General features: G+C 71.0%; 26 protein-coding genes. 18 read left to right on the top strand and 8 right to left on the bottom strand.

Features of this window, described 5'->3' with window-relative positions:
* The first annotated feature begins 31 nt into the window (after positions 1-31).
* Genes CUT39_RS14205 through CUT39_RS14215 form a run of 3 tightly spaced genes read left to right on the top strand, consistent with a single transcriptional unit; the run spans position 32 to position 2,500 of the window.
* Entirely contained in the window at positions 32-1,339 is a 1,308-nt protein-coding gene (locus CUT39_RS14205; protein WP_100447673.1) for a cell division protein PerM, read from the top strand.
* Positions 1,329-1,934: a phosphoribosylglycinamide formyltransferase gene (gene purN, locus CUT39_RS14210; RefSeq protein ID WP_100447675.1), complete on the top strand. Its 606-nt coding sequence runs from the start codon at positions 1,329-1,331 to the stop codon at positions 1,932-1,934. The genes CUT39_RS14205 and purN overlap by 11 nt, the downstream gene beginning before the upstream one ends.
* Before the next feature lie 5 nt (positions 1,935-1,939).
* Positions 1,940-2,500, top strand: a complete 561-nt coding sequence (locus CUT39_RS14215) for a VanZ family protein (protein WP_100447677.1) — start codon at positions 1,940-1,942, stop codon at positions 2,498-2,500.
* Here the strand turns inward: CUT39_RS14215 and CUT39_RS14220 are convergent.
* A complete protein-coding gene (locus tag CUT39_RS14220) occupies positions 2,456-2,686 on the bottom strand; it encodes a hypothetical protein (RefSeq protein WP_100447679.1) in 231 nt (76 codons plus the stop codon). The two genes, CUT39_RS14215 and CUT39_RS14220, sit on opposite strands and share 45 nt — an antisense overlap.
* A gap of 85 nt (positions 2,687-2,771) precedes the next feature.
* Positions 2,772-3,188 carry an Hsp20/alpha crystallin family protein gene (locus CUT39_RS14225; RefSeq protein WP_100447681.1) on the bottom strand — a complete coding sequence of 139 codons (417 nt, stop codon included), beginning with the start codon at positions 3,186-3,188 and terminating at the stop codon, positions 2,772-2,774.
* Between the two features lie 133 nt (positions 3,189-3,321).
* On the opposite strand from CUT39_RS14225, the gene CUT39_RS14230 reads away from it, so the two are divergent.
* The 3 genes from CUT39_RS14230 to CUT39_RS14240 all read left to right on the top strand — a co-directional run bounded on the left by CUT39_RS14230 (position 3,322) and on the right by CUT39_RS14240 (position 5,801).
* Positions 3,322-3,642 carry a MerR family transcriptional regulator gene (locus CUT39_RS14230; RefSeq protein WP_100447683.1) on the top strand — a complete coding sequence of 107 codons (321 nt, stop codon included), beginning with the start codon at positions 3,322-3,324 and terminating at the stop codon, positions 3,640-3,642.
* A 265-nt stretch (positions 3,643-3,907) separates the two neighbouring features.
* A complete protein-coding gene (purH, locus tag CUT39_RS14235; protein WP_100447685.1) occupies positions 3,908-5,446 on the top strand; it encodes a bifunctional phosphoribosylaminoimidazolecarboxamide formyltransferase/IMP cyclohydrolase in 1,539 nt (512 codons plus the stop codon).
* A gap of 85 nt (positions 5,447-5,531) precedes the next feature.
* On the top strand, positions 5,532-5,801 hold the full coding sequence (locus tag CUT39_RS14240; RefSeq protein ID WP_269799171.1) for a TFIIB-type zinc ribbon-containing protein: 270 nt from the start codon (positions 5,532-5,534) through the stop codon (positions 5,799-5,801).
* Positions 5,802-5,919: 118 nt separating this feature from the next.
* Here the strand turns inward: CUT39_RS14240 and CUT39_RS14245 are convergent, their stop codons facing one another.
* From CUT39_RS14245 to trpS, 3 genes are read right to left on the bottom strand one after another with little or no spacing between them, the layout of a single operon-like run.
* A complete protein-coding gene (locus CUT39_RS14245; RefSeq protein WP_100447689.1) occupies positions 5,920-6,144 on the bottom strand; it encodes a hypothetical protein in 225 nt (74 codons plus the stop codon).
* Between the two features lie 30 nt (positions 6,145-6,174).
* The gene (locus CUT39_RS14250; protein ID WP_100447691.1) at positions 6,175-6,777 is read right to left on the bottom strand and encodes a 2'-5' RNA ligase family protein; all 603 of its coding nucleotides are present in this window, start codon (positions 6,775-6,777) and stop codon (positions 6,175-6,177) included.
* Positions 6,777-7,793, bottom strand: coding sequence for a tryptophan--tRNA ligase (trpS, locus tag CUT39_RS14255; RefSeq protein ID WP_100447693.1), 1,017 nt, complete (start codon positions 7,791-7,793; stop codon positions 6,777-6,779). Before trpS ends, CUT39_RS14250 begins: the two co-directional genes overlap by 1 nt.
* 126 nt (positions 7,794-7,919) lie before the next feature.
* Here trpS and CUT39_RS14260 point away from each other — a divergent pair, with 126 nt between their 5' ends.
* The 11 genes from CUT39_RS14260 (at position 7,920) to CUT39_RS14310 (ending at position 19,386) form a co-directional block, all read left to right on the top strand.
* The gene (locus CUT39_RS14260; RefSeq protein ID WP_100447695.1) at positions 7,920-8,759 is read left to right on the top strand and encodes a DeoR/GlpR family DNA-binding transcription regulator; all 840 of its coding nucleotides are present in this window, start codon (positions 7,920-7,922) and stop codon (positions 8,757-8,759) included.
* On the top strand, positions 8,756-9,877 hold the full coding sequence (gene galT, locus CUT39_RS14265; RefSeq protein ID WP_232805764.1) for a galactose-1-phosphate uridylyltransferase: 1,122 nt from the start codon (positions 8,756-8,758) through the stop codon (positions 9,875-9,877). The genes CUT39_RS14260 and galT overlap by 4 nt, the downstream gene beginning before the upstream one ends.
* Positions 9,874-10,845, top strand: a complete 972-nt coding sequence (galE, locus tag CUT39_RS14270) for a UDP-glucose 4-epimerase GalE (protein WP_100447697.1) — start codon at positions 9,874-9,876, stop codon at positions 10,843-10,845. Before galT ends, galE begins: the two co-directional genes overlap by 4 nt.
* Positions 10,832-11,974 (top strand): galactokinase, encoded by a 1,143-nt coding sequence (galK, locus tag CUT39_RS14275; protein ID WP_100447699.1) that lies wholly within the window; start codon positions 10,832-10,834, stop codon positions 11,972-11,974. The genes galE and galK overlap by 14 nt, the downstream gene beginning before the upstream one ends.
* A 64-nt stretch (positions 11,975-12,038) precedes the next feature.
* Complete coding sequence (locus tag CUT39_RS14280; RefSeq protein WP_100447701.1) at positions 12,039-12,380, top strand: hypothetical protein; 342 nt, start codon at positions 12,039-12,041, stop codon at positions 12,378-12,380.
* Positions 12,381-12,495: 115 nt separating this feature from the next.
* Complete coding sequence (locus CUT39_RS14285) at positions 12,496-13,611, top strand: BMP family lipoprotein (RefSeq protein ID WP_198587145.1); 1,116 nt, start codon at positions 12,496-12,498, stop codon at positions 13,609-13,611.
* Positions 13,612-13,632: 21 nt separating this feature from the next.
* Positions 13,633-15,162: an ABC transporter ATP-binding protein gene (locus tag CUT39_RS14290; RefSeq protein ID WP_100447703.1), complete on the top strand. Its 1,530-nt coding sequence runs from the start codon at positions 13,633-13,635 to the stop codon at positions 15,160-15,162.
* Positions 15,152-16,420, top strand: coding sequence for an ABC transporter permease (locus CUT39_RS14295; protein ID WP_198587146.1), 1,269 nt, complete (start codon positions 15,152-15,154; stop codon positions 16,418-16,420). Before CUT39_RS14290 ends, CUT39_RS14295 begins: the two co-directional genes overlap by 11 nt.
* 5 nt (positions 16,421-16,425) lie before the next feature.
* Complete coding sequence (locus CUT39_RS14300) at positions 16,426-17,715, top strand: ABC transporter permease (protein WP_100447705.1); 1,290 nt, start codon at positions 16,426-16,428, stop codon at positions 17,713-17,715.
* A complete protein-coding gene (locus tag CUT39_RS14305; protein ID WP_100447707.1) occupies positions 17,715-18,104 on the top strand; it encodes a cytidine deaminase in 390 nt (129 codons plus the stop codon). The genes CUT39_RS14300 and CUT39_RS14305 overlap by 1 nt, the downstream gene beginning before the upstream one ends.
* Positions 18,105-18,111: 7 nt before the next feature.
* A complete protein-coding gene (locus tag CUT39_RS14310; RefSeq protein ID WP_198587147.1) occupies positions 18,112-19,386 on the top strand; it encodes a thymidine phosphorylase in 1,275 nt (424 codons plus the stop codon).
* Between the two features lie 39 nt (positions 19,387-19,425).
* On the opposite strand, the gene CUT39_RS14315 is transcribed toward CUT39_RS14310, so the two are convergent.
* Positions 19,426-20,073, bottom strand: coding sequence for a hypothetical protein (locus CUT39_RS14315; protein ID WP_157930696.1), 648 nt, complete (start codon positions 20,071-20,073; stop codon positions 19,426-19,428).
* 177 nt (positions 20,074-20,250) lie between these two features.
* Between CUT39_RS14315 and CUT39_RS14320 the strand changes: the two genes are divergently transcribed.
* Positions 20,251-20,775, top strand: a complete 525-nt coding sequence (locus CUT39_RS14320; protein ID WP_100447711.1) for a hypothetical protein — start codon at positions 20,251-20,253, stop codon at positions 20,773-20,775.
* 84 nt (positions 20,776-20,859) lie between these two features.
* Here CUT39_RS14320 and CUT39_RS14325 read toward each other — a convergent pair whose 3' ends face one another.
* Together CUT39_RS14325 and CUT39_RS14330 are read right to left on the bottom strand one after the other, a co-directional pair.
* Positions 20,860-22,101, bottom strand: a complete 1,242-nt coding sequence (locus CUT39_RS14325) for a S8 family peptidase (RefSeq protein ID WP_100447713.1) — start codon at positions 22,099-22,101, stop codon at positions 20,860-20,862.
* 307 nt (positions 22,102-22,408) lie between these two features.
* A complete protein-coding gene (locus CUT39_RS14330) occupies positions 22,409-23,965 on the bottom strand; it encodes a S8 family serine peptidase (RefSeq protein ID WP_100447715.1) in 1,557 nt (518 codons plus the stop codon).
* Between the last annotated feature and the right edge of the window lie 47 nt (positions 23,966-24,012).

Here is a 24,012-nt window from a genome sequence, read left to right on the forward strand (position 1 = left end):
GGAGCGGCCGCCCTATGACAGACTGGTCGGCGTGGAGCAACGACCTGACACGCCGCCGGTCACCGTCCAGTCGGGGCAGCGGGACACCGTGGTGGTCGACCCTGCCGAGCGCGCCCGCCCCGCGCGCCGCCCGGCGACGCTGCTCGCCTCCGCGGTCGCCACCACGCTGTGGTGCGCGATCGTGGTGTACACCCCGATCCTGGTACTGACCATCCTGGCCTGGTGGCTCACCGGCCGCGAAGGCGCGGTCTCGTCGGTGGTGGCCGGCGCGGGCGCGGCCTGGATCGCCGGGCACGGCGTCGCCGTCGACATCGGTCGGATCCACTTGACGGTCACCCCGCTGCTGCTCACGGCCGTCCTCGTCTGGCGCCTGGCCAAGGCCGCCGCCGGCACCACCCGCGCGATCGGCGGCAGGGACGCCGCCGCGGTCCGGGCCGCCGCCGGCTCCGTCTCCGTGCTCTACATCGGACTCGCAGTGGGGGCGGCGGCGTTCGCCTCCACCGGCCCGTTCCGGATCTCGGTGCTCCAGACCCTCGCCTACGTCGCGCCCTTCGCGATCGCCGTGACCGCCTACGGCTCCGCCCGCGAAGCCGGAATCCTGCCCTGGGACCGGTACTCGGTGTGGCTGCGGCGCGGCCTGCGGACCGGCGCGCTCATCGTGACCTCGCTGCTCGCGTTCGGCGCGGCCGCCGCCGGCGTCTCGGTCGCCGTCCGCGGCGCCGCCGTCGCCGACACCCTCGCCGTCTACGGCGACGGCGCCTGGGCCGTCGCCCTCCTCAGCCTGCTCTACCTGCCCAACCTCGCGATCTGGGCCGTCGCCTACATCGCCGGCCCCGGATTCGCCGCCGGCACCGACACCGCCGTCCAGGCCGAACTGGTCGAACTCAACCCGCTGCCGGCCTTCCCGGTGTTCGCCGCCGTGCCGACCGAGCCGCTGCCGGCCGAGGCCACCATCCTGGTCGGCCTCCCGCTCATGCTCGCCGCCGTGTTCGGCGTCCTGCTCACCTACCGCTCGCCCGACCTGCGCATCCCCCGGGTGACCACCGCCGCCATCCTCGCCGCGGGCACCGCCGCCGCCCTGCTCGCCGCGCTGGCCTGGGCCTCCGGCGGCGCCGCCGGGTCGGCGCTGCTGTCCCGCATCGGGCCGGACCCGGTGCCGGTGGCGCTCATCGGCGGCCTCCAGGTCCTCATCGGCCTGGTCGGCGCCGCGCTCGTGGCGCGCCTGTTCGCCGTCCACCGCCGCGCCGCCGAAGCCGAGCTGGTGCGGCGAGACACGGTGGTCATCCCCGAACCGGCGCCGGGCCGCGACGACGCGTTAGTGTGCAGCGGTGACCGCTAGACTCGTCGTCCTCGTCTCGGGCTCCGGCTCCAATCTGCAGGCCCTCATCGACGCCTCCCGGGACCCCGACTACGGCGCCCGCGTGGTCGCCGTCGGCGCCGACCGCGGCGGCATCCGGGGCCTCAAGCGCGCCGAGGACGCCGGAGTCCCCGCCTTCACCTGCCGCGTCCGCGACCACCCCGACCGCGACGCCTGGGACGCCGCGCTCACCGACCTCGTCGCCGCCCACGAACCCGACCTGATCGTCTCGGCCGGCTTCCTCAAACTCTGCGGGCCGCGGTTCCTCGATGCCTTCGGCGGCCGCTACATCAACACCCACAACTCGCTCCTGCCGGCCTTCCCCGGCATGGACGCCCCGGCCGAGGCCCTCGCCGCCGGCGTCAAGGTCGCCGGGGCGACCCTGTTCGTCTGCGACGCCGGCGTCGACACCGGACCGATCATCGCCCAGACCGCCGTCCCGGTCGAGGACGACGACACCGTCGAGACCCTCACCGAGCGCATCAAGACCGCCGAGCGCGCCCAACTGGTCGACGCGGTCGGACGCATGGTGCGCGAAGGCTGGACCGTCGAAGGGCGCCGCGTGCGCCTCGGCTGACCCGCATGCCACCGGTCGCCGTCAACACCCTCGAAGCGACGACGCTCGCCGTCTCGGTCGCGCTGCTGCCGCTTGCGATCGGGGCGGCCGGGGCGCTCGCGGCCCGGCGGATCCGGAAGGGACACCCTCCGCGGACCGCGCGGCGCGACGCGATCGCCGAAGTCGGCGCGGTCGCCGGGTCGATCCCCCTGCTGTTCCTGGGCCTGACCTCCCGCGACGGGGCCGTCGCCGTCCAGCTCGTCCCCCTGGTCGACCTGGCCGACCTCTTCGCCTCCGATCCGCGCGTCATCGTCGAGCAGCTCGCCGGCAACCTCCTCGTGTTCGCCGCCGCCGGGTTCTTCGTGCCGATCCGCTTCCCGATCGGGCTCGGCGCGATCGCGCTCGGGGCGGCGCTCGCCTGCACCGCACTCGAGGCGCTCCAGTACCTGTTCCTGACCGGCCGGGTCGTCTCGGTCGACGACGCCCTGCTCAACACGCTCGGCGCGGTCCTGGCGGCGCTGGCCTCGCGCCGCTGGTGGCGGTCACGCCGCCAGGAGCCGGGGATCGCCGACGCGTCCGGTCGGTGAGCCGGCGCAGTCGGCGCATTCGTGCGCGCCGCCTTCGATCCGCCAGCCCTCGGCCTCGGCCGCCGCGCAGAGCACCCGCCAATTGAAGTAGGAGTCGTCGCCGCAGCGGAACAGCGTTCCGCAGCGGTCGCAGTGAAGTTCGTAGTCCACGACTCCCAGGTGCGAGCGGTTGATCCGTCTGCTCAACGTGCATCACTCCGATAGGGGGCCGTCCGGTGCGTCGGCGGTGCGCACCGGACGGAGCCGTTCGCCCCCCTCGTTCCGAGGGGGCCTACTGCTCGATCTGCCTGGTGTTGCCGCCGATGAGGACCTTGCGGGGCTTGGCCTCCTCGGCCATGGGGAGCCGCAGCGTCAGCACCCCGTCGGTGTAGTCGGCCGAGACGTGCTCGGTGTCGAGGTTGTCGCTCAGGAAGATCTGCCGCACGAACGTGCCGGCGGGGCGCTCGGAGTGGATCACCTCGCGCTCGCCGGCCTCGACGCCGCGGCGCTCGGCCTTGACGGTCAGGACGTTGCGTTCGACTTCGAGGTCGATGTCGCCCTCCTTCACCCCGGGAAGGTCGAGCTGGACGGTGAAGTCGTGACCCTCCCGCCAGGCGTCCATCGGCATGGTCGTCTGGGAGTCGGCCCTGCCGAGCATCTGCTGGGCGAGGCGGTCGATCTCCCGGAACGGGTCGGTGCGCATCAGCATTGCAGAGTCACCTCCAGGATGGATCTGTGGTCGCTGCCAACACCTAATATATATCGTATGTTTTAGGTTTCGTCTAGCCACAGGATGAGATAAAGTGGTAGTCGACACATTCGATCTCGATGGAGGTGCGCCGTTGGAAGCCGATCCGGGCCGCTTCGACCGACCGCGCCGCGACCAGGCCGTCTACGGCATCTCGGTCGCGGCCGAGCTGCTGAGCGTCGCCCCGCAGACGCTGCGCGTCTACGAGGCGCGGGGCCTGGTCGAACCCAGTCGCACCGCCGGCGGCACCCGCCGGTACAGCGACGACGACCTCGACCGGGTCAGGCGGATCGGCGAGCTGCTCGCGGCGGGGCTCAATCTCGCCGGCGTCAGGGAGGTCCTCGAGATAGAGCTGGAGAACCGGCGGCTGCGTGCCGAGCTCGACGAGGCTCGCGAGCGGCTCGACCGCCGGTGAGGAGCGCCCGGTGTCCGGCCTCACCGGGGCGCGCCGCCGCGGCCGGATCCGATCGTGCGGCCGTGTTAGCCTCGGCCCGTCGCGACTGGCGCGGACGTCGGCGGCCGAGGTCTCCCGTGGCACGGACCGGGCAGCTCGTTGTTGAGGGGAGACTCCGAAGGCGTCCAGAGGTGGAGCACCACCGGGGAGCGGCACTGCTGAACCTGCAACTGCGGTCGAACGCCTGGGCCGCAGTCATATTCACTGAATCAGGAGCAGTGCAACCGTGAGCGAGCAGCCCAAGCCCGTCAAGCGGGCCCTCATTTCGGTCTTCGACAAGACCGGAGTCGTCGATCTGGCCCGCGACCTCCACGCATCCGGCGCCGAGATCGTCTCCACCGGGTCGACCGCCGCCCGCATCGCCGAGGCCGGCGTCCCCGTCGTCAAGGTCGAGGAGCTCACCGGCTTCCCCGAGATCCTCGACGACCGCGTCAAGACCCTGCATCCGGCCGTCCACGCCGGCATGCTGGCCGACGTGCGCCGGGACTCCCATCGCGAGCAGCTCGCCGAACTCGACATCGAGGCGTTCGACCTGCTGGTCGGCAACCTGTACCCGTTCGCCGAGACGGTCGCCTCGGGCGCGGGCTTCGACGACGTCGTCGAGAAGATCGACGTCGGCGGGCCCTCGATGGTGCGCGGCGCCGCCAAGAACCACGCGAACGTGGCCGTGGTGGTCGACCCGGCCGACTACGACCTGGTCCGCTCCGGCGGCACCACCGCCGCGCAGCGGCTCCGCCTCGCCGCCAAGGCCTTCGCCCACCTGGCCACCTACGATTCCACGGTCGCCTCCTGGCTCGCCGACCAGGCCGGCGCCGAGGGCCTGCCCGATTTCGTCGCCGCCCCGCTGACCAAGGCCGACGATCTGCGCTACGGCGAGAACCCGCACCAGGCCGCCGCGGTCTACCGCGATCCGCTGGCACCCGCCGGGCTCGCCCAGGCCGAGCAGCTCCACGGCAAGGCCATGTCGTTCAACAACTACACCGACGCCGACGCCGCCTGGCGCGCCGCGCACGACTTCACCGGACCGTGCGTGGCGATCATCAAGCACGCCAACCCGTGCGGGATCGCCGTCGCCGCCTCGATCGCCGAGGCCCACCGCAAAGCCCACGAATGCGACCCGGTCAGCGCCTTCGGCGGCGTCATCGCCGCCAACGGCCCGATCGATACGGCCGCCGCCGTCCAGATCGCCGACATCTTCACCGAGGTCGTGGTCGCCCCGGCGTTCACCGACGAGGCCGTGGCGATCCTGAGCCGGAAGAAGAACATCCGCCTGCTCCGCGCTCCGGAGTGGACGCCGTCGGCCCTGGAGCTCAAGCCGGTCTCCGGCGGGGTGCTCGCCCAGCGGCCCGACCGGATCGACGCCGAAGGCGACGACCCGGCGCGGTGGACCCTGGCCACCGGCAAGGCCCCCGACGAGCGGACCCTGGCCGACCTCGCCTTCGCCTGGCGCGCGGTGCGTGCGGTGAAGTCGAACGCGATCCTGCTGGCCCGCGACGGCGCCTCGGTCGGGGTCGGCATGGGCCAGGTCAACCGCGTCGACGCGGCCCGGCTCGCGGTCGAGCGCGCCGGCGACCGAGCCAAGGGCGCGGTGGCGGCCTCGGACGCGTTCTTCCCCTTCCCCGACGGCCTGGAGCTCCTGACCGGGGCCGGAGTGGGGGCGGTCGTCCAGCCCGGAGGATCGGTCCGCGACGAACTGGTGGTCAGCGCCGCCGAACAGGCCGGGGTGACGATGTACTTCACCGGCACGAGGCACTTCACGCACTGAGCTGACAGTTCGCTGAGAGTATGCCGCCCATGCCCGGTCGGGGTGGGCGGCAGGCCCTCATGCACGATAGGTTGGAGCCATGCAGATGCTCTGTCCTAAATGTCAGAATTTGATGCGTCAGTACGAGCGCAACGGCGTGGTCGTCGATCAGTGCACCGAGTGCAAGGGCATCTTCCTCGACCGCGGCGAGCTGGAGCACCTGCTCGAGTTCGAGGCCTCGTTCAGCTCGCGCTCCGCCCCGCCCCCGCCGCCGAGCTACGACCGCGGCCACTACGACGACCGCCGCCGCGACGACCGCTCCTACAAAAAGAAGAAGCGCCGCGGCATCTTCGAAGAACTCTTCGACTTCGACTGAGCCCTACGGCAGAGCGAGTTCGAGCAAGGAACGCCGGATCGAGAGGCTCCGATTACTCAGGTTCCCGTGCTCATTCGAGCTCGCCCTCCCGTTCCGATCAAGCGATTGGAGCGGAATATCACTCGGCCAAGCCAAGATACCGCTGGATGGCGAGTATTTCGGCCCTGTCGTCAGGGTCGTTGGCGACCCTGGCGGCGTCTTCCTTGGCCTGCTCCATGAGCTCGTCTCGGTAGGTGTGCAGCACCGCGTACCTGACGGCTTCACTGCGAGTGCGACCGGTCTCGGTGAGTGCGGAGAGCGCCTTTTCCACGGCCTCGTCGGTGCGTACGTTCAGTCTCGGCATGACATCAGGGTATTGCGAATCGTAGTCGGATCACTTCTCATTGAACGCGAACACGTGGCGCGGCGTCCAGGGCGTGGCGGTGCCGATGGGGTTGTCGGCGGTGCCGTGGGTGTAGAGGGTGAACGAGTCCACCTCGAACTTGGCTTCGAACTCGGCCAGTTCCCGGAAGGTGCGGTCCAGGGAGTCCTGGCCGACGTCCTGGGCCACCGTCACGTGCGGGTGGTACGGGAAGCGCTGCTCGCGCTCGATCGGGCCGCCCCTGATGGCGGCCTCCAACTGCTCGCACACCGCGATCCCGTCGACCACGGCCACGAACACCACGTCCGTGACCGGCCGGAACGATCCGGTCCCGCGCAGGTGGAGCTGGAAGGGGCGCGTCCGGCCCGCCACCGATGCCAGGTGGGCCTCCAGCGCGCCGAGGGCGTCCGCGCCGATCTCGGTCGGCCCCAGCAGCGTCAGGTGAGCCGGGATCGCCCCGCCGAGCGGGTCGCCCGAGGCGATCCGGGCTTTGTCGAGCCGGTCCCGCCACGGCTGCGGCACGGGTATCGCCACGCCGACGGTGACGCTGTGCGCGCCGGCCGTGTCGGTGACGTCCCCCGTGCCGCCCTCCGAGCGGGGCTGACTTCGGTCCACTACATCGACACCGGGGGATAGAAGCCGACCTTCTTGTACGCCTTGGCGACCGTGCGCGAGGCGACCGAGCGTGCCTTCTCGGCGCCCTTGGCGAGGATCCGGTCCAGCTCGGCGGTGTCGGCGAGGTACTCCTTGGTGGTCTTCGCGATCGGCTCGAGGGAGTCGGCGACGAGGTCGGCGAGGTCGCCCTTGAAGTCCCCGTACCCCTTGCCGTGGTACTCCGACTCGATCTTCTCGACCGGGGTCCCGGTGAGCGCCGAGTAGATCGTCAGCAGGTTCGACACGCCGGCCTTGCTCTCGGGGTCGTAGCGCACCTCGGACCCCGAGTCGGTCACCGCGCTGCGGATCTTCTTGCGCATCTGGTTCGGCGTGTCCAGCAGGTACAGGCATCCGCGCGGGCCGGAGGAGGATTTCGACATCTTCTTCTCCGGCTCGGTCAGGTCCTTGATCGTGGCGGTCTCGGAGACGATGAACGGCTCGGGCACGTTGAACGTCCGCCCGTAGGCGCCGTTGAAGCGGATCGCCAGGTCGCGGGTCAGCTCCAGGTGCTGCCGCTGGTCCTCGCCGACCGGCACCCGGTCGGTCTGGTACAGCAGGATGTCGGCAGCCTGGAGCACGGGGTAGGTGAACAGGCCCACCGTTGTGCGTTCTTGTTTGGCGGACTTGTCCTTGAACTGGGTCATCCGCGAGGCTTCCCCGAAACCGGTCTCGCAGCCGAGGATCCATTCCAGCATCGGGTGCTCGGGCACCTGGGATTGCACGAACAGCGTGCTGCGGTCGGGGTCGAGGCCGAGGGCCAGCAGTTGCGCGGCCGAGACGCGGGAGCGTTCCCGAAGCGCCTTCGGCTCGTGCTCGACCGTGATCGCGTGGAGGTCCACGACGCAGTAGAACGCGTCGGCGGTCTCCTGCAGCGCCACCCACTGCCGCAGCGCGCCCAGATAGTTCCCGAGGTGGAAGGAATCCGAGGTCGGCTGGATCCCCGACAGGACGCGGGGTCGGCGGTCTGCAGTGGTCATGGATCGATTCTGACATCCGGGCCGAACCGCCGACCACCCGGTATTGCGGACACGGCCCCGATGATGTTTAATTGTGTTGGATCTTGAGCACTGTGCTTTTGAATAACCCCGGAGGAGCCGCCAACGATGCTGGCCCAGCAGCGACAGAGTCGCATCGCCGAACGAGTGCACCGCATCGGCGCGGTCCGCGTGGCCGAGCTGGTCGAGGAGTTCGGCGTCTCCGACATGACCGTCCGCCGAGACCTCGAGACCCTGGCCGAACGCGGCCTGGTCGCCAAGGTCCACGGCGGCGCCACCGCCGTCGACTTCGGTTCCACCACCGAGCCCGGCTTCGCGGTCAAGCAGGTGCGGCAGGAACCCGAGAAAGAGGCCATCGCCGAGACCGCCGCCGGACTGGTCGGACCCGGCCAGGCCGTCGCCCTCTCGGCGGGCACCACCACCTGGACCCTCGCGCACCGCCTCACCGACGTGGCGGACCTGACCGTGGTCACCAACTCGGTGCCGGTAGCCGACGTGTTCTACCGCGCCGGCCGCGGCGACCAGACCGTCATCCTCACCGGCGGCGTCCGCACCCCCTCCGACGCCCTGGTCGGACCGTTCGCGGTCGCCTCCCTGGAGAAGGTCAACGTCGACACCGTCTTCCTCGGCGTCCACGGCATGTCCGCGCGGGCCGGCTTCACCACGCCCAACCTCCTGGAGGCCGAGACGGTCGCCACGCTCGCGGGCAAGGGCCGCCGCCTGGTCGTGGTCGCCGACCACACCAAGTGGGACGTCGTCGGCATCGCCACGATCGCCTCCCTCGACGACGCCGACGTCGTCGTCACCGACGCCGACCTGGAGGAGAGCGCCCGCAAAGCCCTGGCCGAACGGGTCGACCAGGTGCTCCTCGCCCCCGCCGACGCCCCGCCCCGACCACCCGGGAGCGCCGCTCCCGCCTCCAAGAGGACCGAAAAGGAAACCGAGTGAGCCGACCCCACCTGCACCTGGAGACGAGCACCCTGGCCGACGGCCGCAAGCTGCTCTACTTCGACGCCGAACCCGGCGCCGGCCGCGCCTCGTTCGCCGACAAGCGCGACCTCGGCGACCGCGCCGAAGCCGGGCAGTTGCGCTACGATCCGCTCCGCGACGAATGGGTCGCCGTCTCGGCCGGCCGCAACGCCCGCCCCCAGCTCCCGGTCGCCTGCCCGCTGTGCCCGAGCGACGGCGAGGAGCTGACCGAGATCCCCGCCCCCGACTACGACGTCGCCGTCTTCGAGAACCGGTTCCCCAGCTTCGGAGGCGAAACCGACGAGGCCAAGTGGTTCGGCCGGGGCACCCCCGCCGAACCCGGCACCGGCGAACCCGGCCTGGAGATCAGCGTCCCGGCCACCGGAAGCTGCGAAGTGGTCGTCTTCTCCTCCCGCCACGACGCCTCCTTCGTGGACCTGCCGCCCGAACGCGTCGAACTGGTGGTCCGGGCCCTGGCCCAGCGCACCGCCGACCTGTCGGCCCGCGGCGACGTCGCCCAGGTCTTCTGCTTCGAGAACCGCGGCGAGGACATCGGCGTGACCCTCCACCACCCCCACGGCCAGATCTACGGCTACCCGTACGTCACCCCGCAGACCCGCCGTCACCTCGAGGCCGCCGCCCGCCACCGCCGGACCACCGGCCGCGACCTCTTCGGCGACATCCTCGACCTGGAGCGCTCCGGCCCCCGGGTCGTGGCCGCCAACGACCACTGGACCGCGTTCGTGCCCTACGCCGCGCGCTGGCCGTTCGAGGTCCACCTCTACCCGCACGAGCGGTTCGCCGACCTGGCCGAACTGCCGGACGAGTACGTGTCGGCGTTCGCCCCGCTCTACCTCGAAGTGCTCCGCCGCTTCGAGAACGCCTTCCCCGAGGGGAGGATGCCGTACATGGCCGGCTGGCACCAGGCCCCGGTGGGCGAGGGCCGCGACCTCGCCCGGCTGCGGCTCGAGCTGGTCTCCATCCGCCGCGCGGCGGGCAAAGTCAAGTACCTGGCCTCGTCGGAGTCGATCATGGGCGGGTTCGTCAACGACCTCGGCCCCGAGAAGGCCGCTGAGATCCTGAGGGAAGCGCTGTGAAATACCTCGTCACCGGCGGCGCCGGCTACATCGGCTCCATCGTCGCCACCATGCTCCTCGAGGAGGGCCACGAAGTGGTCGTCCTCGACGACTGCTCCACCGGCGCGGCCGAGCGCGTCCCCGCCGGGGCCACCTTGGTCCGGGCGCGCGTGCAGGACGCCGGGGAGGTGCTCGACGGCGGCTTCGACGCGGTGCTGCACTTCGCGGGCCTCATCGCCGCCGGGGAGTCCATGCGGGAGCCCGGCCGCTACTGGGAGGCGAACACGACCGGCACCTTCTGGCTGCTGGGCGCCATGCGGGCGGCCGGGGTGAAGACCATCGTGTTCTCCTCGACCGCGGCCGTCTACGGCGACCCCACCGCCGTCCCCATCCGCGAGGACGCCGTCAAGGACCCCACCTCCACCTACGGCGCCACCAAGCTCGCCGCCGACATGGCCATCCGGTCGGCGGTCACCGCCTACGACCTGGCCGCCGTCAGTCTGCGCTACTTCAACGTCGTCGGCGCCTACCGGGGCCGCGATGGCGTCTGGCACGGCGAGAACCACGACCCCGAGACCCACATCATCCCCATCGCGCTCGAGGCCGCCGCCGGCGAGCGCGACCGGATGGTCCTGTTCGGCGAGGACTACCCCACCCGCGACGGCACCTGCGTGCGCGACTACATCCACGTCGCCGACCTGGCCGACGCCCACCTGCTCGCCCTGCGGGCCGCCGAGCCCGGCGAGCACCGGATCTTCAACCTCGGCAACGGCAACGGCTTCACCAACCGGGAGGTCGTCGAGACCGTCAAGCGCGTCACCGGCGTCGACTTCCCGGTCGAGGTCGCCGGCCGCCGCTCCGGCGACCCCGCCGAGCTCGTCGCCTCCTCCGAGAAGGCCAAGCAGCAACTGGGCTGGAAGCCCAGCCGAGACACCCTCGACCGCATGGTCGCCGACGCCTGGGAGTACCACCGGCATGCCCGAGCCTGATCACCGCGCCCGCACCCTCGGCTCCGAAGCCGAGGCGGCCTTCCGCTCCGAGTTCGGCGCCGCCCCCGCCCTCGCCTGGGCCGCGCCCGGCCGCGTCAACCTCATCGGGGAGCACACCGACTACAACGACGGCTTCGTGATGCCGTTCGCCCTGCCGTTCTACGCGGTGGCGGCCGCCTCGAAGGCCGACGCCTGGGAGTTCCACTCCACCTTCGACGGCGGTCGGACCGTCCGCCCCGGCTCGCTCGGCGGCGTCGAGGGCTGGGCGGCCTACCTCGCCGGGGTCGCCTGGGCGCTGAACGAGTCCGGCTACGAGGTCGGACCGGCGCGGATCGCGCTCCACTCCGACGTGCCGCAGGGGGCCGGGCTGTCCTCGTCGGCCGCGATCGAGTGCGCGGTCCTGCTCGCCCTGGCCGGGCTCCACGGCCACGACATCGCCCGGGACGAGGCCGCCCGCATCGCCCGGAAGGCCGAGAACGAGTACGTCGGCGCCCCCACCGGCATTCTCGACCAGTCCGCCTCGCTGCTGTGCGAGGCCGGCCGGGCGATGTTCATGGACTGCCGGGACCTGTCCCGCGAGCAGGTGCCGTTCCGGCTCGAGGACGAGGGCCTGACGATGCTGGTGGTCGACACCGACGCCCCGCACCGGCACGCCGACGGCGAGTACGCCTCCCGCCGCGCCGACTGCGAGCGGGCCGCCGAACTGCTCGGCGTGGCCTCGCTGCGCGAGGCCCCCGACGGGGCCGCGGTCGGCGACGACCGCCTGGACCGGCGCCTGCGGCACGTCGTCGGTGAGAACCGGCGCGTGGCCGACACCGTCGCGATCCTCAAGGGAGGGGCGGTGGCCGGGATCGGCGAGCTCCTCACCGCCTCGCACGTATCGCTGCGCGACGACTACGAGGTGTCCTCGGTAGAGCTCGACTCGGCGGTAGACGCCGCGCTCGGGGCCGGGGCCCTCGGCGCCCGCATGACCGGCGGCGGATTCGGCGGTTCGGCGATCGCCCTGGTCGAGGCCGCCGCGGCCCGCAAGGTCGAGACGGCGGTGGCCGAGGCCGCCGCGGCGCAGGGTCTGCCGGCCCCGCGCGTTTCCGCCGCCCGCCCCGCGCAAGGCGCCCACCGGGTCCATTGACGCGGCCGAGGCCGGCCCGCCGTCGCGCCGATCGCCGGGTCGGCGTCTCTGCGATACTCCGGGCATGGACTTCGTGGATCTGCTCCTGCGCTACCTGCACCTGCTCGGCTTCGCCGCCGTTTTCGGCGGCTGGCTCGCCGCCCTGCTCACCAAGCGCCAGAACATCAACCCCGCAATGCTCTACGGGATCGCGACCCAACTGGCGACCGGCATCGTCCTCTACGGTCTGGCCGGTTCGGACGCGGACCACATGAAGCTGGGGATCAAGTTCCTGCTGGCGCTGCTGCTGGCGGTGATGATCGCCGTCCCCTGGTGGAAGCGGCGCGATCCGGTCGCGGCCGGCCACTTCTTCGCGATCGGCGGCATGGTGCTGGTCACCGCGGGCGTGGCCGTCTTCTGGCAGTAGACCGCGGCCGCCGTGGAACACCTGTTCGCGAGTGGTCTCAGTCATAGGATGTTTCGGTAACGAGTTCGTCAAGGTGGCTGTCAAATCCGCGGCCGACCGGCGATGATTAGGCGCTATGGGAGTACCTGAAATGCCGAAGGAGACCAAGATGGCCGTCAAGCCGTACCGATTCGCCCTGGCCGGCGTGGCCGCCACGGGCCTGCTCGCGCTCTCCGCGTGCGGCGAGGCCCCCGAAGAGGAGGAGACGGGCGGGGAGGCCGAAGCCTCGTTCGAGGCCTGCATGGTCACCGACTCCGGCGGCGTGGACGACAAGTCCTTCAACGAGTCCTCCTGGCAGGGGATGCTGGACGCCGAGAACGAGAACGACGACATCGACTCCAGCTACAAGGAGTCCTCGAACGAGTCCGACTACGAGCCGAACCTGCTCTCCTCGGTCGACGACGGCTGCGACTTCATCGTCGGCGTCGGCGGCCTGATGACCGAGGACGTCAACGCCGTGGCCGAGGACAACCCCGACATCGCATTCGCCACCGTCGACGGCTTCTCCGAGGTGGAGAACGTCTACTCGGTCCAGTTCGACGCCGCGCAGTCGGCGTTCCTGGCCGGTTACGCCGCCGCCGCCCAGACCGAGAGCGGCTCCGTCGCCACCTGGGGCGGCATGCAGATCCCGCCGGTGACGATCTTCATGGACGGCTTCGTCCAGGGCGTGGAGTACCACAACGAGGCCAAGGACACCGACGTCGAGGTCCTCGGCTGGGACGTCGACGCCCAGGACGGCTCCTTCACCAACGACTTCGAGGACGCCGCCGGCGGCAAGAGCCTGTCGGAGACCTTCATCTCGCAGGGCGCCGACATCATCTTCCCGGTGGCCGGACCCGCCGGCGTCGGCGCGGTGACCGCCGCCGACGAGAACGACGACGTCCTGTCCATCTGGGTCGACGTCGACGGCTGCCAGTCCCTCGCCGACTACTGCGACACCATCCTCACCAGCGCCGAGAAGAACCTCGCGGTCGCGGTCAGGGACGCCGTGCTGGCGGCCTACGACGGCACCGTCGGCGGCTCCTACGTCGGCACCCTCGAGAACGACGGCGTCTCGCTGGCGCCGTTCCACGAGTTCGAGGACGTCGTCTCCGACGAGACCAAGGCCGAACTGGAGGAGATCACGCAGCGCATCATCGAGGGCGACGAGTCGCTCGGCCTGGAGTCGCCGTCGTCGCCGGCCGCCTCCTAGCCGGGTCCCGAAGGAAGCCAATTGCGACTCGAACTGAGGGGCCTGACGAAGAAGTTCGGCTCGTTCACCGCCGACGACGACATCGACTTGACCGTGGAGCCCGGGCAGATCCACGCCGTGCTCGGAGAGAACGGCGCGGGGAAGTCCACGCTGATGAACATGCTCTACGGGATCCTCAAGCCGACCAGCGGTGAGATCCTGATCGACGGCGAACCGGTGGAGTTCGGCGGTCCCGGCGACGCGATCGACGCCGGACTCGGGATGGTCCACCAGCACTTCAAGCTCGTCGGGCCCTTCAGCGTCGCCGACAACGTGCAACTGGGCCGGGAGCACACCCGCGGAGCGGGCGTGCTCTCGCCCCGGGCGGCGCGAGCGGCGGTCCTGGAGGTCTCCGAGCAGTACGGGCTCGCCCTCGATCCCGGCGCCGTGGTCGAGGACCTGCCGGTCGGCGTCCAGCAGCGGGTCGAGATCGTCAAGGCCCTGTCGGGCCCGAAGACCGAACTGCTCATCCTCGACGAGCCCACCGCGGTGCTCACCCCCGCCGAGATCCGGGAGCTGCTGGCGATCATGCGGTCCCTGGCCGAGGCGGGCACCTCCATCCTGTTCATCAGCCACAAGCTCAAAGAGGTCCAGGCCGTGGCCGACACCGTCACGGTGATCCGCCGCGGCCGGGTCGTCGCCGAGCTGCCCCCGACCGCATCGGAGGCCGAGATGGCCTCGGCGATGGTCGGTCGCGAGATCTCGCTGACCGTCGACAAGGCCGAGCCCGAACCCGCCGAACCGCGCCTGGAGATCGACGGCCTCACCCTGGTCGACGACCACGGCGTCAAGGTCCTCGACGGGCTCGACCTGACCGTCCGCGGCGGCGAGATCGTCGGCCTGGCCGGCGTCGAGGGCAACGGCCAGACCGAACTGGCCCGCACCGTCCTCGGCCTGATCAAGCCCGACTCGGGACGGGTCGTCATCGACGACCGCGACGCCACCGGCGAGAGCCCGGCCCGCCGCATCCGGGCCGGGCTCGGCTACATCCCCGAGGACCGCGCCCGCGACGGGGTCATCACCGAGTTCACCGTCGCCGAGAACCTCGTCCTCAACCAGTACCGCGACGAGCCGTTCTCCAGACGCGGCATGGTCGACGCCGCCGCCATCCGCAGGCAGGCGGCCGAATCGGTCGCCGAGTTCGACATCCGCACCCAGTCGCCGGACGATCCGGCCGCGTCCCTCTCGGGCGGCAACCAGCAGAAGGTCATCGTCGCCCGCGAGTTCTCCCGGCCCCGCCGCGTCCTGGTGGCCGCGCAGCCGACCCGCGGCATCGACGTCGGCGCCACCGAGTTCATCCACTCGCGCCTGGTGACCGAGCGGGACAACGGCACCGCGGTGCTGCTGATCTCCTCGGAACTCGACGAGATCTACGCCCTGGCCGACCGGATCGCCGTCATCTACAACGGCCGCATCGTCGGCGAGGTCGGACCCGACACGCCCCGGGAAGTGATCGGGCGGCTCATGGTCGGCGGCGAGGCCGACGCCGACGGAGGTGACCGTGAACGTTAAGACCGCCGCCGAGCCGCCGGAGGCGCCGCCCGAGCGCCGAGAGCCGTTCATGACCCTGTTCGGGCGGTACCTGATCGAGGCGAACTCGGTCATGGTCACGATCTGGTCGCTGCTGCTGGCGTTCGCCATCGGCGCGGTCCTCCTGATCGTCTCCGACGAAGGCGTCCGCGGCACCTGGTCGTACTTCTTCGACCGCCCCAGCGACGCCCTCTCGGCCTCCTGGGAGGTCGTCTCCAGCGCCTACTTCGCACTGTTCGAAGGCGCGGTCCTCAACTTCAACACCCTCGACCGGTTCGCCGCGGGCACCGCCGGATTCGGCGACGTCCTCCGGCCGCTGTCGGAGACGCTCACCTACGCGACCCCGCTGATCTTCACCGGCCTCGCCGTCGGGCTCGCCTTCCGCGCCGGCCTGTTCAACATCGGCGCCCAGGGGCAGCTGATCATGGGCATGCTCGGAGCCCTCGTCATCGGCTTCGGCATCAGCGCCCCCGCGATCGTGCACCTCCCGGCCGCCGTGATCGCCGGCGGCCTCGCCGGCGCCGCCTTCGGCGCCGTCCCCGGCGTGCTGAAGGCCACCACCGGCGCCCACGAGGTGATCTCGTCGATCATGCTCAACAACATCGCCGCCCTGTTCCTGGTGTGGGCCATCGGCACCGGCTTCCTCCACTCCGAGACCCGCTCCGAACTGGTCACCAAGCCGGTCGACGACACGGCCGCCCTGCCGCACCTGCTCGGCTTCCTCGGCGGCAGCCTCCGGGTGAACCTGGCGCTCGTCCTCGGGTTCGCGGCGGCGCTCTTCGTGTGGTGGCTGCTGTCGAAGTCGACCTTCGGCTACCGGATCCGCGCGGTCGGCTTCAACTCGCACGCCTCGGCCACCGCGGGGATGAACATCGGCCGCACCTACGCGACCACGATGGGCACCGCCGGAGCGTTCGCCGGCCTCGCCGGCGCCTCGCTCGCCCTCGGCATCAACGCCGGCGGCGTCACCACCAACACCGCGCTCGAGTACGGCTTCGACGGCATCACCGTCGCCCTGCTCGGCCGCGCCAAACCCGGCGGCATCGTCGCCGCGGCGGTCCTGTTCGGCGCGCTCAAGGCCGGCGCCCTGTCGGCCCAGCCGGGCGTCCCGGTCGACATCTCGATCCTGCTGCAGGCGATCATCGTGCTGTTCATCGCAGCCCCCGCCATGGTCAAAGCCATCCTGCGGCTGCGCACGCCCCGCGGCGGCCTGGTCACCCTCGAAGCGAAAGGCTGGTAAGCGACATGGCCGTCACCGCGACCGACGTCGCCGCCCGCGCGGAGGAGCGCGGCCGGGACCGCCACTTCATCGGCGGCTCGGTCTTCGCCGCGATCGGGGTCCTGCTCGCCCTGGCCGCGTTCTTCGCGCTCGGCGCCGACCGCACCACCACCTTCAGGCTGGACGTGACCCTGACCGACGCCCGCTGGACGATCCCGACCCGCCCGGCCGTGATCGCCCTGGCCGCCGTCTGCGCCGCCGCCGGCCTCTGGCTGCTCGGCGGCATCCGGCAGCGGCTGTACAAGATCGCCTCCACCTGCGCGGTGGCCGCGATCGTGCTCGCCCTCATCTGCTGGGCCGTCTCCCAGCCGGGCCAGTCCTTCCGCGCCGAGTCCATCCTGGCCGGATCGCTGTTCCTGTCGCTGCCGTTCATCTTCGGGGCGCTCGCAGGCGTGGTCTGCGAGCGCTCGGGCGTGATCAACATCGGCATCGAGGGCCAGTTCCTCATGGGCGCGTTCGCCGGCGTCTTCGTGGCCAACCTCGCCGACAACGTCTACGTCGGACTGCTCGGGGCGATGCTCGCCGGGAGCCTGTCGACGCTCCTGCTGGCGCTGCTGGCCACCCGCTTCCAGGTCAACCAGGTCGTCGTCGGCGTCATCCTCAACCTGCTCGCCCTGGGTTTCACCGGCTTCATGTACGACCAGCTCAAGACCACCCCCGGCGCCAACACCGCCTACGGGGTGCCGCAGAACGCCCTCGGCGGGCTCGGCCTGGGCTTCCTGTCCGACATCCCGCTGGCCGGACCCATCCTGTTCGACCAGAACCTGTTCGTCTACATCGGGCTGGCGATGGTGTTCGTGGTGTGGTTCCTGCTGTTCCGCACCCGCTGGGGCCTGCGGACCCGCTCGGTGGGCGAGCACCCGGCCGCCGCCGACTCGATGGGCGTGGGCGTCAACCGGCTCCGCTTCTGGAACGTCACCGCCGCCGGCCTCGTCTCCGGCTTCGGCGGCGCGTTCTTCACCATCGCGAACTCGCTGGCGTTCAACAAGAACATGACCGCCGGGCTCGGCTTCGTCGCGCTCGCGGTCATGATCGTCGGACGCTGGAACCCGATCGGCGTCCTCGCCGGCGCCCTCATCTTCGGTTTCGCCAGCCAGATGGCCGAGGACCTCGACGCCGCCGGCAACTCGATCATCCCCGGCCCGTTCCTGCAGATGCTGCCCTACGCCGCCACGCTGGTGGTCGTCGCCGGCCTCATCGGCCGCGCCAAGGCCCCCGCCGCCGACGGCGTGCCCTACAACCCGGGGGACGAGTAGTGGAGGTCGACTGGGAGTCGCTGCGCGCCGAGGCGGCCCGGATGGTGCGCCGCGCCTACGTGCCCTACTCCCGCTACCCGGTCGGCGCCGCCGGCCTGGTCGACGACGGCCGCACCGTCACCGGCTGCAACGTCGAGAACGCCTCCTACGGGCTGACCCTGTGCGCCGAGTGCGGCATGGTCTCCGAGCTCGCCGCCACCGGCGGCGGGCGGCTGGTCGCGGTCGCCTGCGCCGACCGCGACCTCGCGCCGGTCACCCCCTGCGGCCGCTGCCGCCAACTGCTGTACGAGCACGGCGGCCCCGGCTGCCTCGTGGACGGCGTGCCCGGACCGTCGGCGCTGGACCGGCTGCTGCCGGACGCGTTCGGGCCCGAGCATCTGGAAGAGTGAGGTACTCATGATCACCGCGGTCGACGTCATCCGCGCCAAACGGGACGGCCTCGAGCTGACCCGCGCCCAGATCGACTGGGTCATCGACGCCTACACCCGCGGCGAGGTCGCCGACGAGCAGATGTCGGCCCTGGCGATGGCGATCTTCCTCAACGGCGCCGCGCCGGCCGAGATCGCCGACTGGACCGCCGCGATGATCCGTTCCGGGATCACCCTCGACCTGACGCCGGTCGGCCGCCGGTGCGTCGACAAGCACTCCACCGGCGGCGTCGGCGACAAGATCACCCTGCCCCTGGCGCCGCTGGTCGCCTCCTTCGACGTGGCCGTGCCGCAGTTGTCGGGCCGCGGCCTGGGGCACACCGGCGGCACCCTCGACAAGCTCGAATCGATACCCGGCTTCGAAGCGGACCTCGGCGAGACCCGGGTGATCGAGCAGTTGCGGCAGGTCGGTGCGGTCGTGTGCGCCGCTACCGGCGACCTCGCCCCGGCCGACCGGAAGCTCTACGCCCTCCGCGACGTCACCGCCACCGTCGAGTCGATCCCGTTGATCGCCTCCTCGATCATGAGCAAGAAGATCGCCGAGGGCGCCGACGCGATCGTGCTCGACGTCAAGGTCGGCTCCGGCGCGTTCATGACCGAGCTCGACCAGGCGCGCGAGCTGGCCGGGACCATGGTGCGGCTCGGCCGCGACCACGGCGTCGACACCCGGGCGCTGCTGACCGACATGTCCCTGCCGCTGGGACGCACCGCCGGCAACGCCCTCGAAGTGCGCGAAGCGATCGAGGTCCTCGAGGGGGGCGGCCCGTCCGACGTGGTCGAACTGACCGTGGCGCTGGCGCACGAGATGCTCGCCGCCGCCGGCGAACCCGACGCCGACCCCGCCGAGGCGCTGCGCGACGGCCGCGCGATGGACAAGTGGCGCAAGCTCGTCGCCGCCCAGGGCGGCAGTCCGGATGCGCCGCTCCCGATCGCGCGCGAAACCGAGACGCTTGCCGCCGAAGCCGATGGGTTCGTCACCGGCATGGACGCGTACGCTGTCGGAGTTGCCGCATGGCGTCTCGGCGCCGGCCGCACCAGGCAGGGCCAGCCGGTGCAGGCAGGGGCCGGCGTCGAGATTCTCAAGACCGTCGGTCAGCAGGTGCGGGCCGGAGAACCGGTGTTCCGGCTCCACACCGACACGCCCGAGCGATTCACCTCGGCCCGGGAGGCGCTCGACGGCAGGTGGGGGACCGGCGCCGAACCGCCCGAGCGCGGCCCGATCGTCCTCGACCGCATCGCTTGAACCGCATTCCGCCGGTTCGGGGATCACGGGCGACCGGGTTCATTCACGGGACGAGGCGGCTGCTTCGGGGGGATCGCCGGGAAGGCAGATGCAGGCGATGGGGTACAGCACTTGCGTCTGTCCGCAGGTCCTCCGTGGCTCGACGTCCGGACTCGCCCGGTCGGGCGACGGCTCCGGTGACGGCGTCCACGGCACCTCCTCCAGGCACGAGCGGACCTCGACGCGGTGGATCGTCGGTGTCGAGATCGTGTCGGATTCGCTGTTGCGGAGCGTGAACGCGAACTCGGGGTTGCTCAGTTCGGGGTCCTCGATGACCGCGGCGTCCACCGCGACGGTCCGGCCGCCGGCCCCGTTGCCGTAGGCGATGAATTCGACCGAGGGAGTGGTGGACGAACCGGGCAGGTAGACGCAGTCGTCTTTGGAGCCCAAGTCGCCCCGGATGTCGACGCGCCGGTTGTCGGCGTAGCCGGTGAAGCCCTCCCATTGGACTTCGCCGGCGGCTTCGGTCCACACGCAGTCGTGGCGCTCGTGCTCGACGGCGAACCGCTCGATCGGGCCGGTGGTGGGTGGCTCCTCCGCTGGCCCGAGGTCGTCGGCGCCCGCGGGCGCGGCCGACGCGAATGCCATGGCCGCTCCGGCGGCGAGGGCACCGCTGCGGCGGGCCAGGGCGGCGAATCGTCGTACCAAGGATCGCTCCCGTCTGTTGAGGGCCGAGGTTGACACTGCGTTTCAATATTGACACATTTACATGTGTATGAGAAGGCTCCCATGCAGAGGAATTCACATGTTCCCCTGTGTCGCAGCGAGTCACACGGCAATGTATGACCAATTTCGACTGATTGGATCCATATGAGAGGAACGAAGTTGCTGCGAACCGCCCTGGCGGCGTCCGCTGGGCTGCTACTCGCGGTCGGTCTGGCCGGACCGGCCTCCGCCGAGCATCAGGAAGCGCCGTCCCACGGCTTCTATGTCGACAATCCCGGCAACAACGCCTGCACCCTCTTCTGGTCCGCGGGCGGGGTCCGGTGGATCGACCAGGCCGATCACGATCGGAAGGACGCGGAAGCCGTCATCGAAGGGCGGAAGGGCATCGAGCAGATCGGCGACATCTGCCTCGACGTCGTGCTCCTGCCCCAGCAGGTGGAGTTCACCGCCTATTCCGGGGACAGCCCGGTGGACCGCCACACCGAACGCATCGGTGTGGGGACCCCGCCGGAGGACTTCGAATTCACCATGACCAGCGGGCGGTACAACCGCATGGTGATCACCCACGTGACCGTGCAGGTCTGCCACGTCCGCGATGGATCCGAGCTGCAACCGGACACCGCCTGCGGCGAGCCGCAGACGATCGAACGCTACGGCGCGGTCCTCGAAGAGGAACGGGCGTGAGCCCCTGACCGGCCGCCGGTTCCGGACCCCGGCGGCGGGAGGAAAGGGGGCCGCGCCGCGGCCCCCTTCGCTCTCGACCCGTGCTCACTCGATGAGGAACTCGGTGTTCAGCAGCAGGTTCGGGCTGCCGTTCGGGTCGCTGACCGCGCCCGCGACCGCGTTCGCCGTCAGCGCCTCGGACACCTCGGCCGGAGTCGCCTCCGGTTCCGCCTCCAGGTAGAGCGCGGCCGCGCCCGCGACGTGCGGAGCGGCCATGGAGGTGCCGGAGATGGTGTTCTCGGCCTCGTCGCCCTCGATCCACGCCGAGGTGATGCGCACGCCGGGGGCGAGGAGGTCGACGCATTCGCCCCAGTTGGAGAACGAGGCGGCGGCGTCGTTGCTCCGCGTGGCGCCCACCGTGATCGCGGTCGGCTCCGAGCCCGGCGAGACGCCGCAGGAGTCCGCCCCCTCGTTGCCGGAGGCGATCGCGAAGGTCACCCCGGACCCGACCGCTTCGGCCACGACGTCGTTGAGCGCCTGGCTGAAGGTCCCGCCCAGGCTCATGTTCACCACGGCCGGGCCCTCGGCGTCGTCCACGACCCAGTCGATCCCGGAGATGATGCCCGCGTAGCTGCCCGAGCCGTCGCAGTCCAGGACCCGGACCGGGACCAGGGTGGTCTCCTTGGCGACGCCGTAGGTCGCCCCGCCCACGGTGCCGGCGACGTGGGTGCCGTGCCCGTGGCAGTCGGAGCCGTCGCCGCCGAAGTCGATCGCGTCGTAGCCGGGCGCGGTGCGGCCGGTGAACTCGCTGTGGCCCAGGTTGATGCCGGTGTCGAGAATGTACGAGGTCACCCCGGCGCCGGCGTGGGCGTACTCGTAGGAGCCGTCGGGCGGTGCCGCAGGCTGGTCGAGCCGGTCGAGGCCCCACGAGGGCGGATCGGTCTGCACTTCGGCGATCGAGACGGTGCGGTTCTGCTCGACGTAGGCGACCGCGTCGTCGGCGGCCAGTTCGGCGGCCTCGGCCGGGCTCATCTCGGCGACGAACCCGTCGAGGACGTCAAGCTCGTCGACCACCTCGACCGCTCCGACGGCCCCGGAGACGACGCCGTCGACCAGTGAGGCGAGGCCGGCCTCGGCCGGTGCGGCCTCGTCGAGCACCACCAGGTACTCGCCGGCGATGGCGTCGGGGTCGTCGGCGCCGAGCACGACCGCTTCCGGGTCGGCCGCACCGGTCTGGCCGGCGGTGGCGATCGCGTTGAGTGCGATGAGTGATCCGCCTGCCGTTGCGCTCGCCACCGCGATCGCGCCGATGCGGCGGAGCCTCCGTTTGCTTCCTGCCCTTGACATAACGGGGGGAACTCCTTTGGTTTTCCGCGGCCCCGAGGAAACGACCGACGCGGGGTGGCGAGGGGGTCGCCCGGGGAGTCCGATTGGTCCGTTCGGCCCTATTTGAGGGCTCGTCAGGTTCTGAGGCTAGGGCACGGAGTAAAACTCGTAAAGGCCCCGAATCAGAAAAATGCGCTATTGATCCGATCGGGAGAAGAAAAGTCTAAAAGCGACGAACATTGCGAAGTCGGGCGATCACACGGCGCGAGGCCGGAGCGTGCGCTCCGGCCTCGCGGCTGTTCGATCTTCAATTGTGCTGCGGAGGGAATCAGAGCTCGATCGACCAGTTGTTGAGCGTTCCGGAGTCGCCGCTGTAGACGTCGACGATCCGCAGGCCCCACGAGCCCGAGGCGGACTCGTTGCTCAGGCCGACGTTGTAGGTCTCGACCACGTCGTCGCCCCAGTCCCAGCCGCTGTCCTTCAACTGGTAACTGGAGCCGTCCGGCGCGATCAGGTGGATGCGCAGGTCGCCGCGGTAGGTGTGGCTGATGTCCACGTCGACGACGGCGCTGGAGACGGTGCCGTCGCAGCCGAGTTCGATGTAGGTGGTCGTGTCCGACCGGTCCGGCAGCGCCTGCGGCCCGCTGAAGGTCCCCGAGCAGTCGCCCGGGTCACCGGGGTCACCGGGATCGCCCGGGTCGCCGCCGTCACCGTCGCCGGTGTACAGCAGCAGGTTCGGGCTCCCGCTGCCGGGACCGGAGACCTTGTCCTGGGTCGCGTTCGAGGTGACCCACGATTCGACCTGGGCCGGGGTGTCGCCCGGGTTCTGGGACAGGTACGCGGTGGCCGCGCCCGCGACGTGCGGGCTGGCCATCGAGGTGCCGGAGATGGTGTTGGCCGCGGAGTCCGAGCTGTGCCAGGCGGAGGTGATGTCCACGCCGGGAGCGAACACGTCCAGGCAGGACCCGTAGTTCGACCAGCTCGGCCGGTTGTCACCGGAGTCGGTGGCGCCCACGGTGATCGCCTTCGGTTCGGAGGCGGGGGAGGTGTTGCAGGCGTTCTGGCCCTCGTTGCCGGCCGCGACCGCGAAGGAGACCCCGGCGTCGACCGCCGCGGCGACCGCGTCGTTGATCGCAGAGCTGTAGCCGCCGCCGAGGCTCATGTTCGCCGTCGCCGGGCCCGAGGCGTTGTTCGCGACCCACTCGATGCCGTCGATGACGCCGGCGAACGAGCCCGAGCCGTTGCAGTCGAGCACGCGGACGCCGACCACGGTGGCGGCCTTGGCGACGCCGTAGGTGCTGCCGGCGACCGTGCCGGCCACGTGGGTGCCGTGGCCGTTGCAGTCGTCCGGGTTCGTGTCGCCGTCGACGAAGTCGCGGCCGGGACCGACCCTGCCGGTGAACTCGCCGTGGCTCTCGCGGATACCGGTGTCGATGACGTACGCGGTCACTCCGGAGCCGTCGCCGTCGTAGGTGTAGGCGTTGTCGAGCGGCAGGTCGCGCTGGTCGATGCGGTCCAGACCCCAGGTCGGGTCGGTCTGGGTGTCGGCGATCGAGACGGTGCGGTTCTGCTCGACGTAGGCGACCGCGTCGTCGGCGGCCACCTCGGCGGCCTCGTCGAGGGTCATCTCGGCGAGGTAGCCGTTCATGAAGTCGTAGCGTTCGACGACTTCGGCGTCGTATCCGCCGGACATGGTGGACATCTCGTCCTCCATGACGACGATGTACTCGCCCTCGATGGCGTCCGCGGCGTCGGCGCCGAGGACGGTCGCGATCGGATCTTCGGCCGCGGCGCCGGTGGCGCCCAGGGCGACCGCGCCGGTCGCGGTGACGCCCGCCAAGGCCGCTGCGGCGGCGCGGCGGATCGGGGGACTCGAGAAGGACATAAGGGGGGTACTCCCTTTCGGTTGTCCGGAGCCGATACGGGGACCGA

The organism is Glycomyces xiaoerkulensis (assembly GCF_002798405.1).
GTDB lineage: Bacteria > Actinomycetota > Actinomycetes > Mycobacteriales > Micromonosporaceae > Glycomyces > Glycomyces xiaoerkulensis.

Excerpts from the sequence above, each read along its gene's own strand:
- CUT39_RS14215 (WP_100447677.1), top strand. The coding sequence starts at position 1,940 with ATGCCACCGGTCGCCGTCAACACCCTCGAAGCGACGACGCTCGCCGTC.
- CUT39_RS14225 (WP_100447681.1), bottom strand. The coding sequence starts at position 3,188 with ATGCTGATGCGCACCGACCCGTTCCGGGAGATCGACCGCCTCGCCCAG.
- CUT39_RS14240 (WP_269799171.1), top strand. The coding sequence starts at position 5,532 with ATGCTCTGTCCTAAATGTCAGAATTTGATGCGTCAGTACGAGCGCAAC.
- CUT39_RS14245 (WP_100447689.1), bottom strand. The coding sequence starts at position 6,144 with ATGCCGAGACTGAACGTACGCACCGACGAGGCCGTGGAAAAGGCGCTC.
- trpS (WP_100447693.1), bottom strand. The coding sequence starts at position 7,793 with ATGACCACTGCAGACCGCCGACCCCGCGTCCTGTCGGGGATCCAGCCG.
- CUT39_RS14260 (WP_100447695.1), top strand. The coding sequence starts at position 7,920 with ATGCTGGCCCAGCAGCGACAGAGTCGCATCGCCGAACGAGTGCACCGC.
- galK (WP_100447699.1), top strand. The coding sequence starts at position 10,832 with ATGCCCGAGCCTGATCACCGCGCCCGCACCCTCGGCTCCGAAGCCGAG.
- CUT39_RS14280 (WP_100447701.1), top strand. The coding sequence starts at position 12,039 with ATGGACTTCGTGGATCTGCTCCTGCGCTACCTGCACCTGCTCGGCTTC.
- CUT39_RS14285 (WP_198587145.1), top strand. The coding sequence starts at position 12,496 with ATGGGAGTACCTGAAATGCCGAAGGAGACCAAGATGGCCGTCAAGCCG.
- CUT39_RS14300 (WP_100447705.1), top strand. The coding sequence starts at position 16,426 with ATGGCCGTCACCGCGACCGACGTCGCCGCCCGCGCGGAGGAGCGCGGC.
- CUT39_RS14310 (WP_198587147.1), top strand. The coding sequence starts at position 18,112 with ATGATCACCGCGGTCGACGTCATCCGCGCCAAACGGGACGGCCTCGAG.
- CUT39_RS14325 (WP_100447713.1), bottom strand. The coding sequence starts at position 22,101 with ATGTCAAGGGCAGGAAGCAAACGGAGGCTCCGCCGCATCGGCGCGATC.
- CUT39_RS14330 (WP_100447715.1), bottom strand. The coding sequence starts at position 23,965 with ATGTCCTTCTCGAGTCCCCCGATCCGCCGCGCCGCCGCAGCGGCCTTG.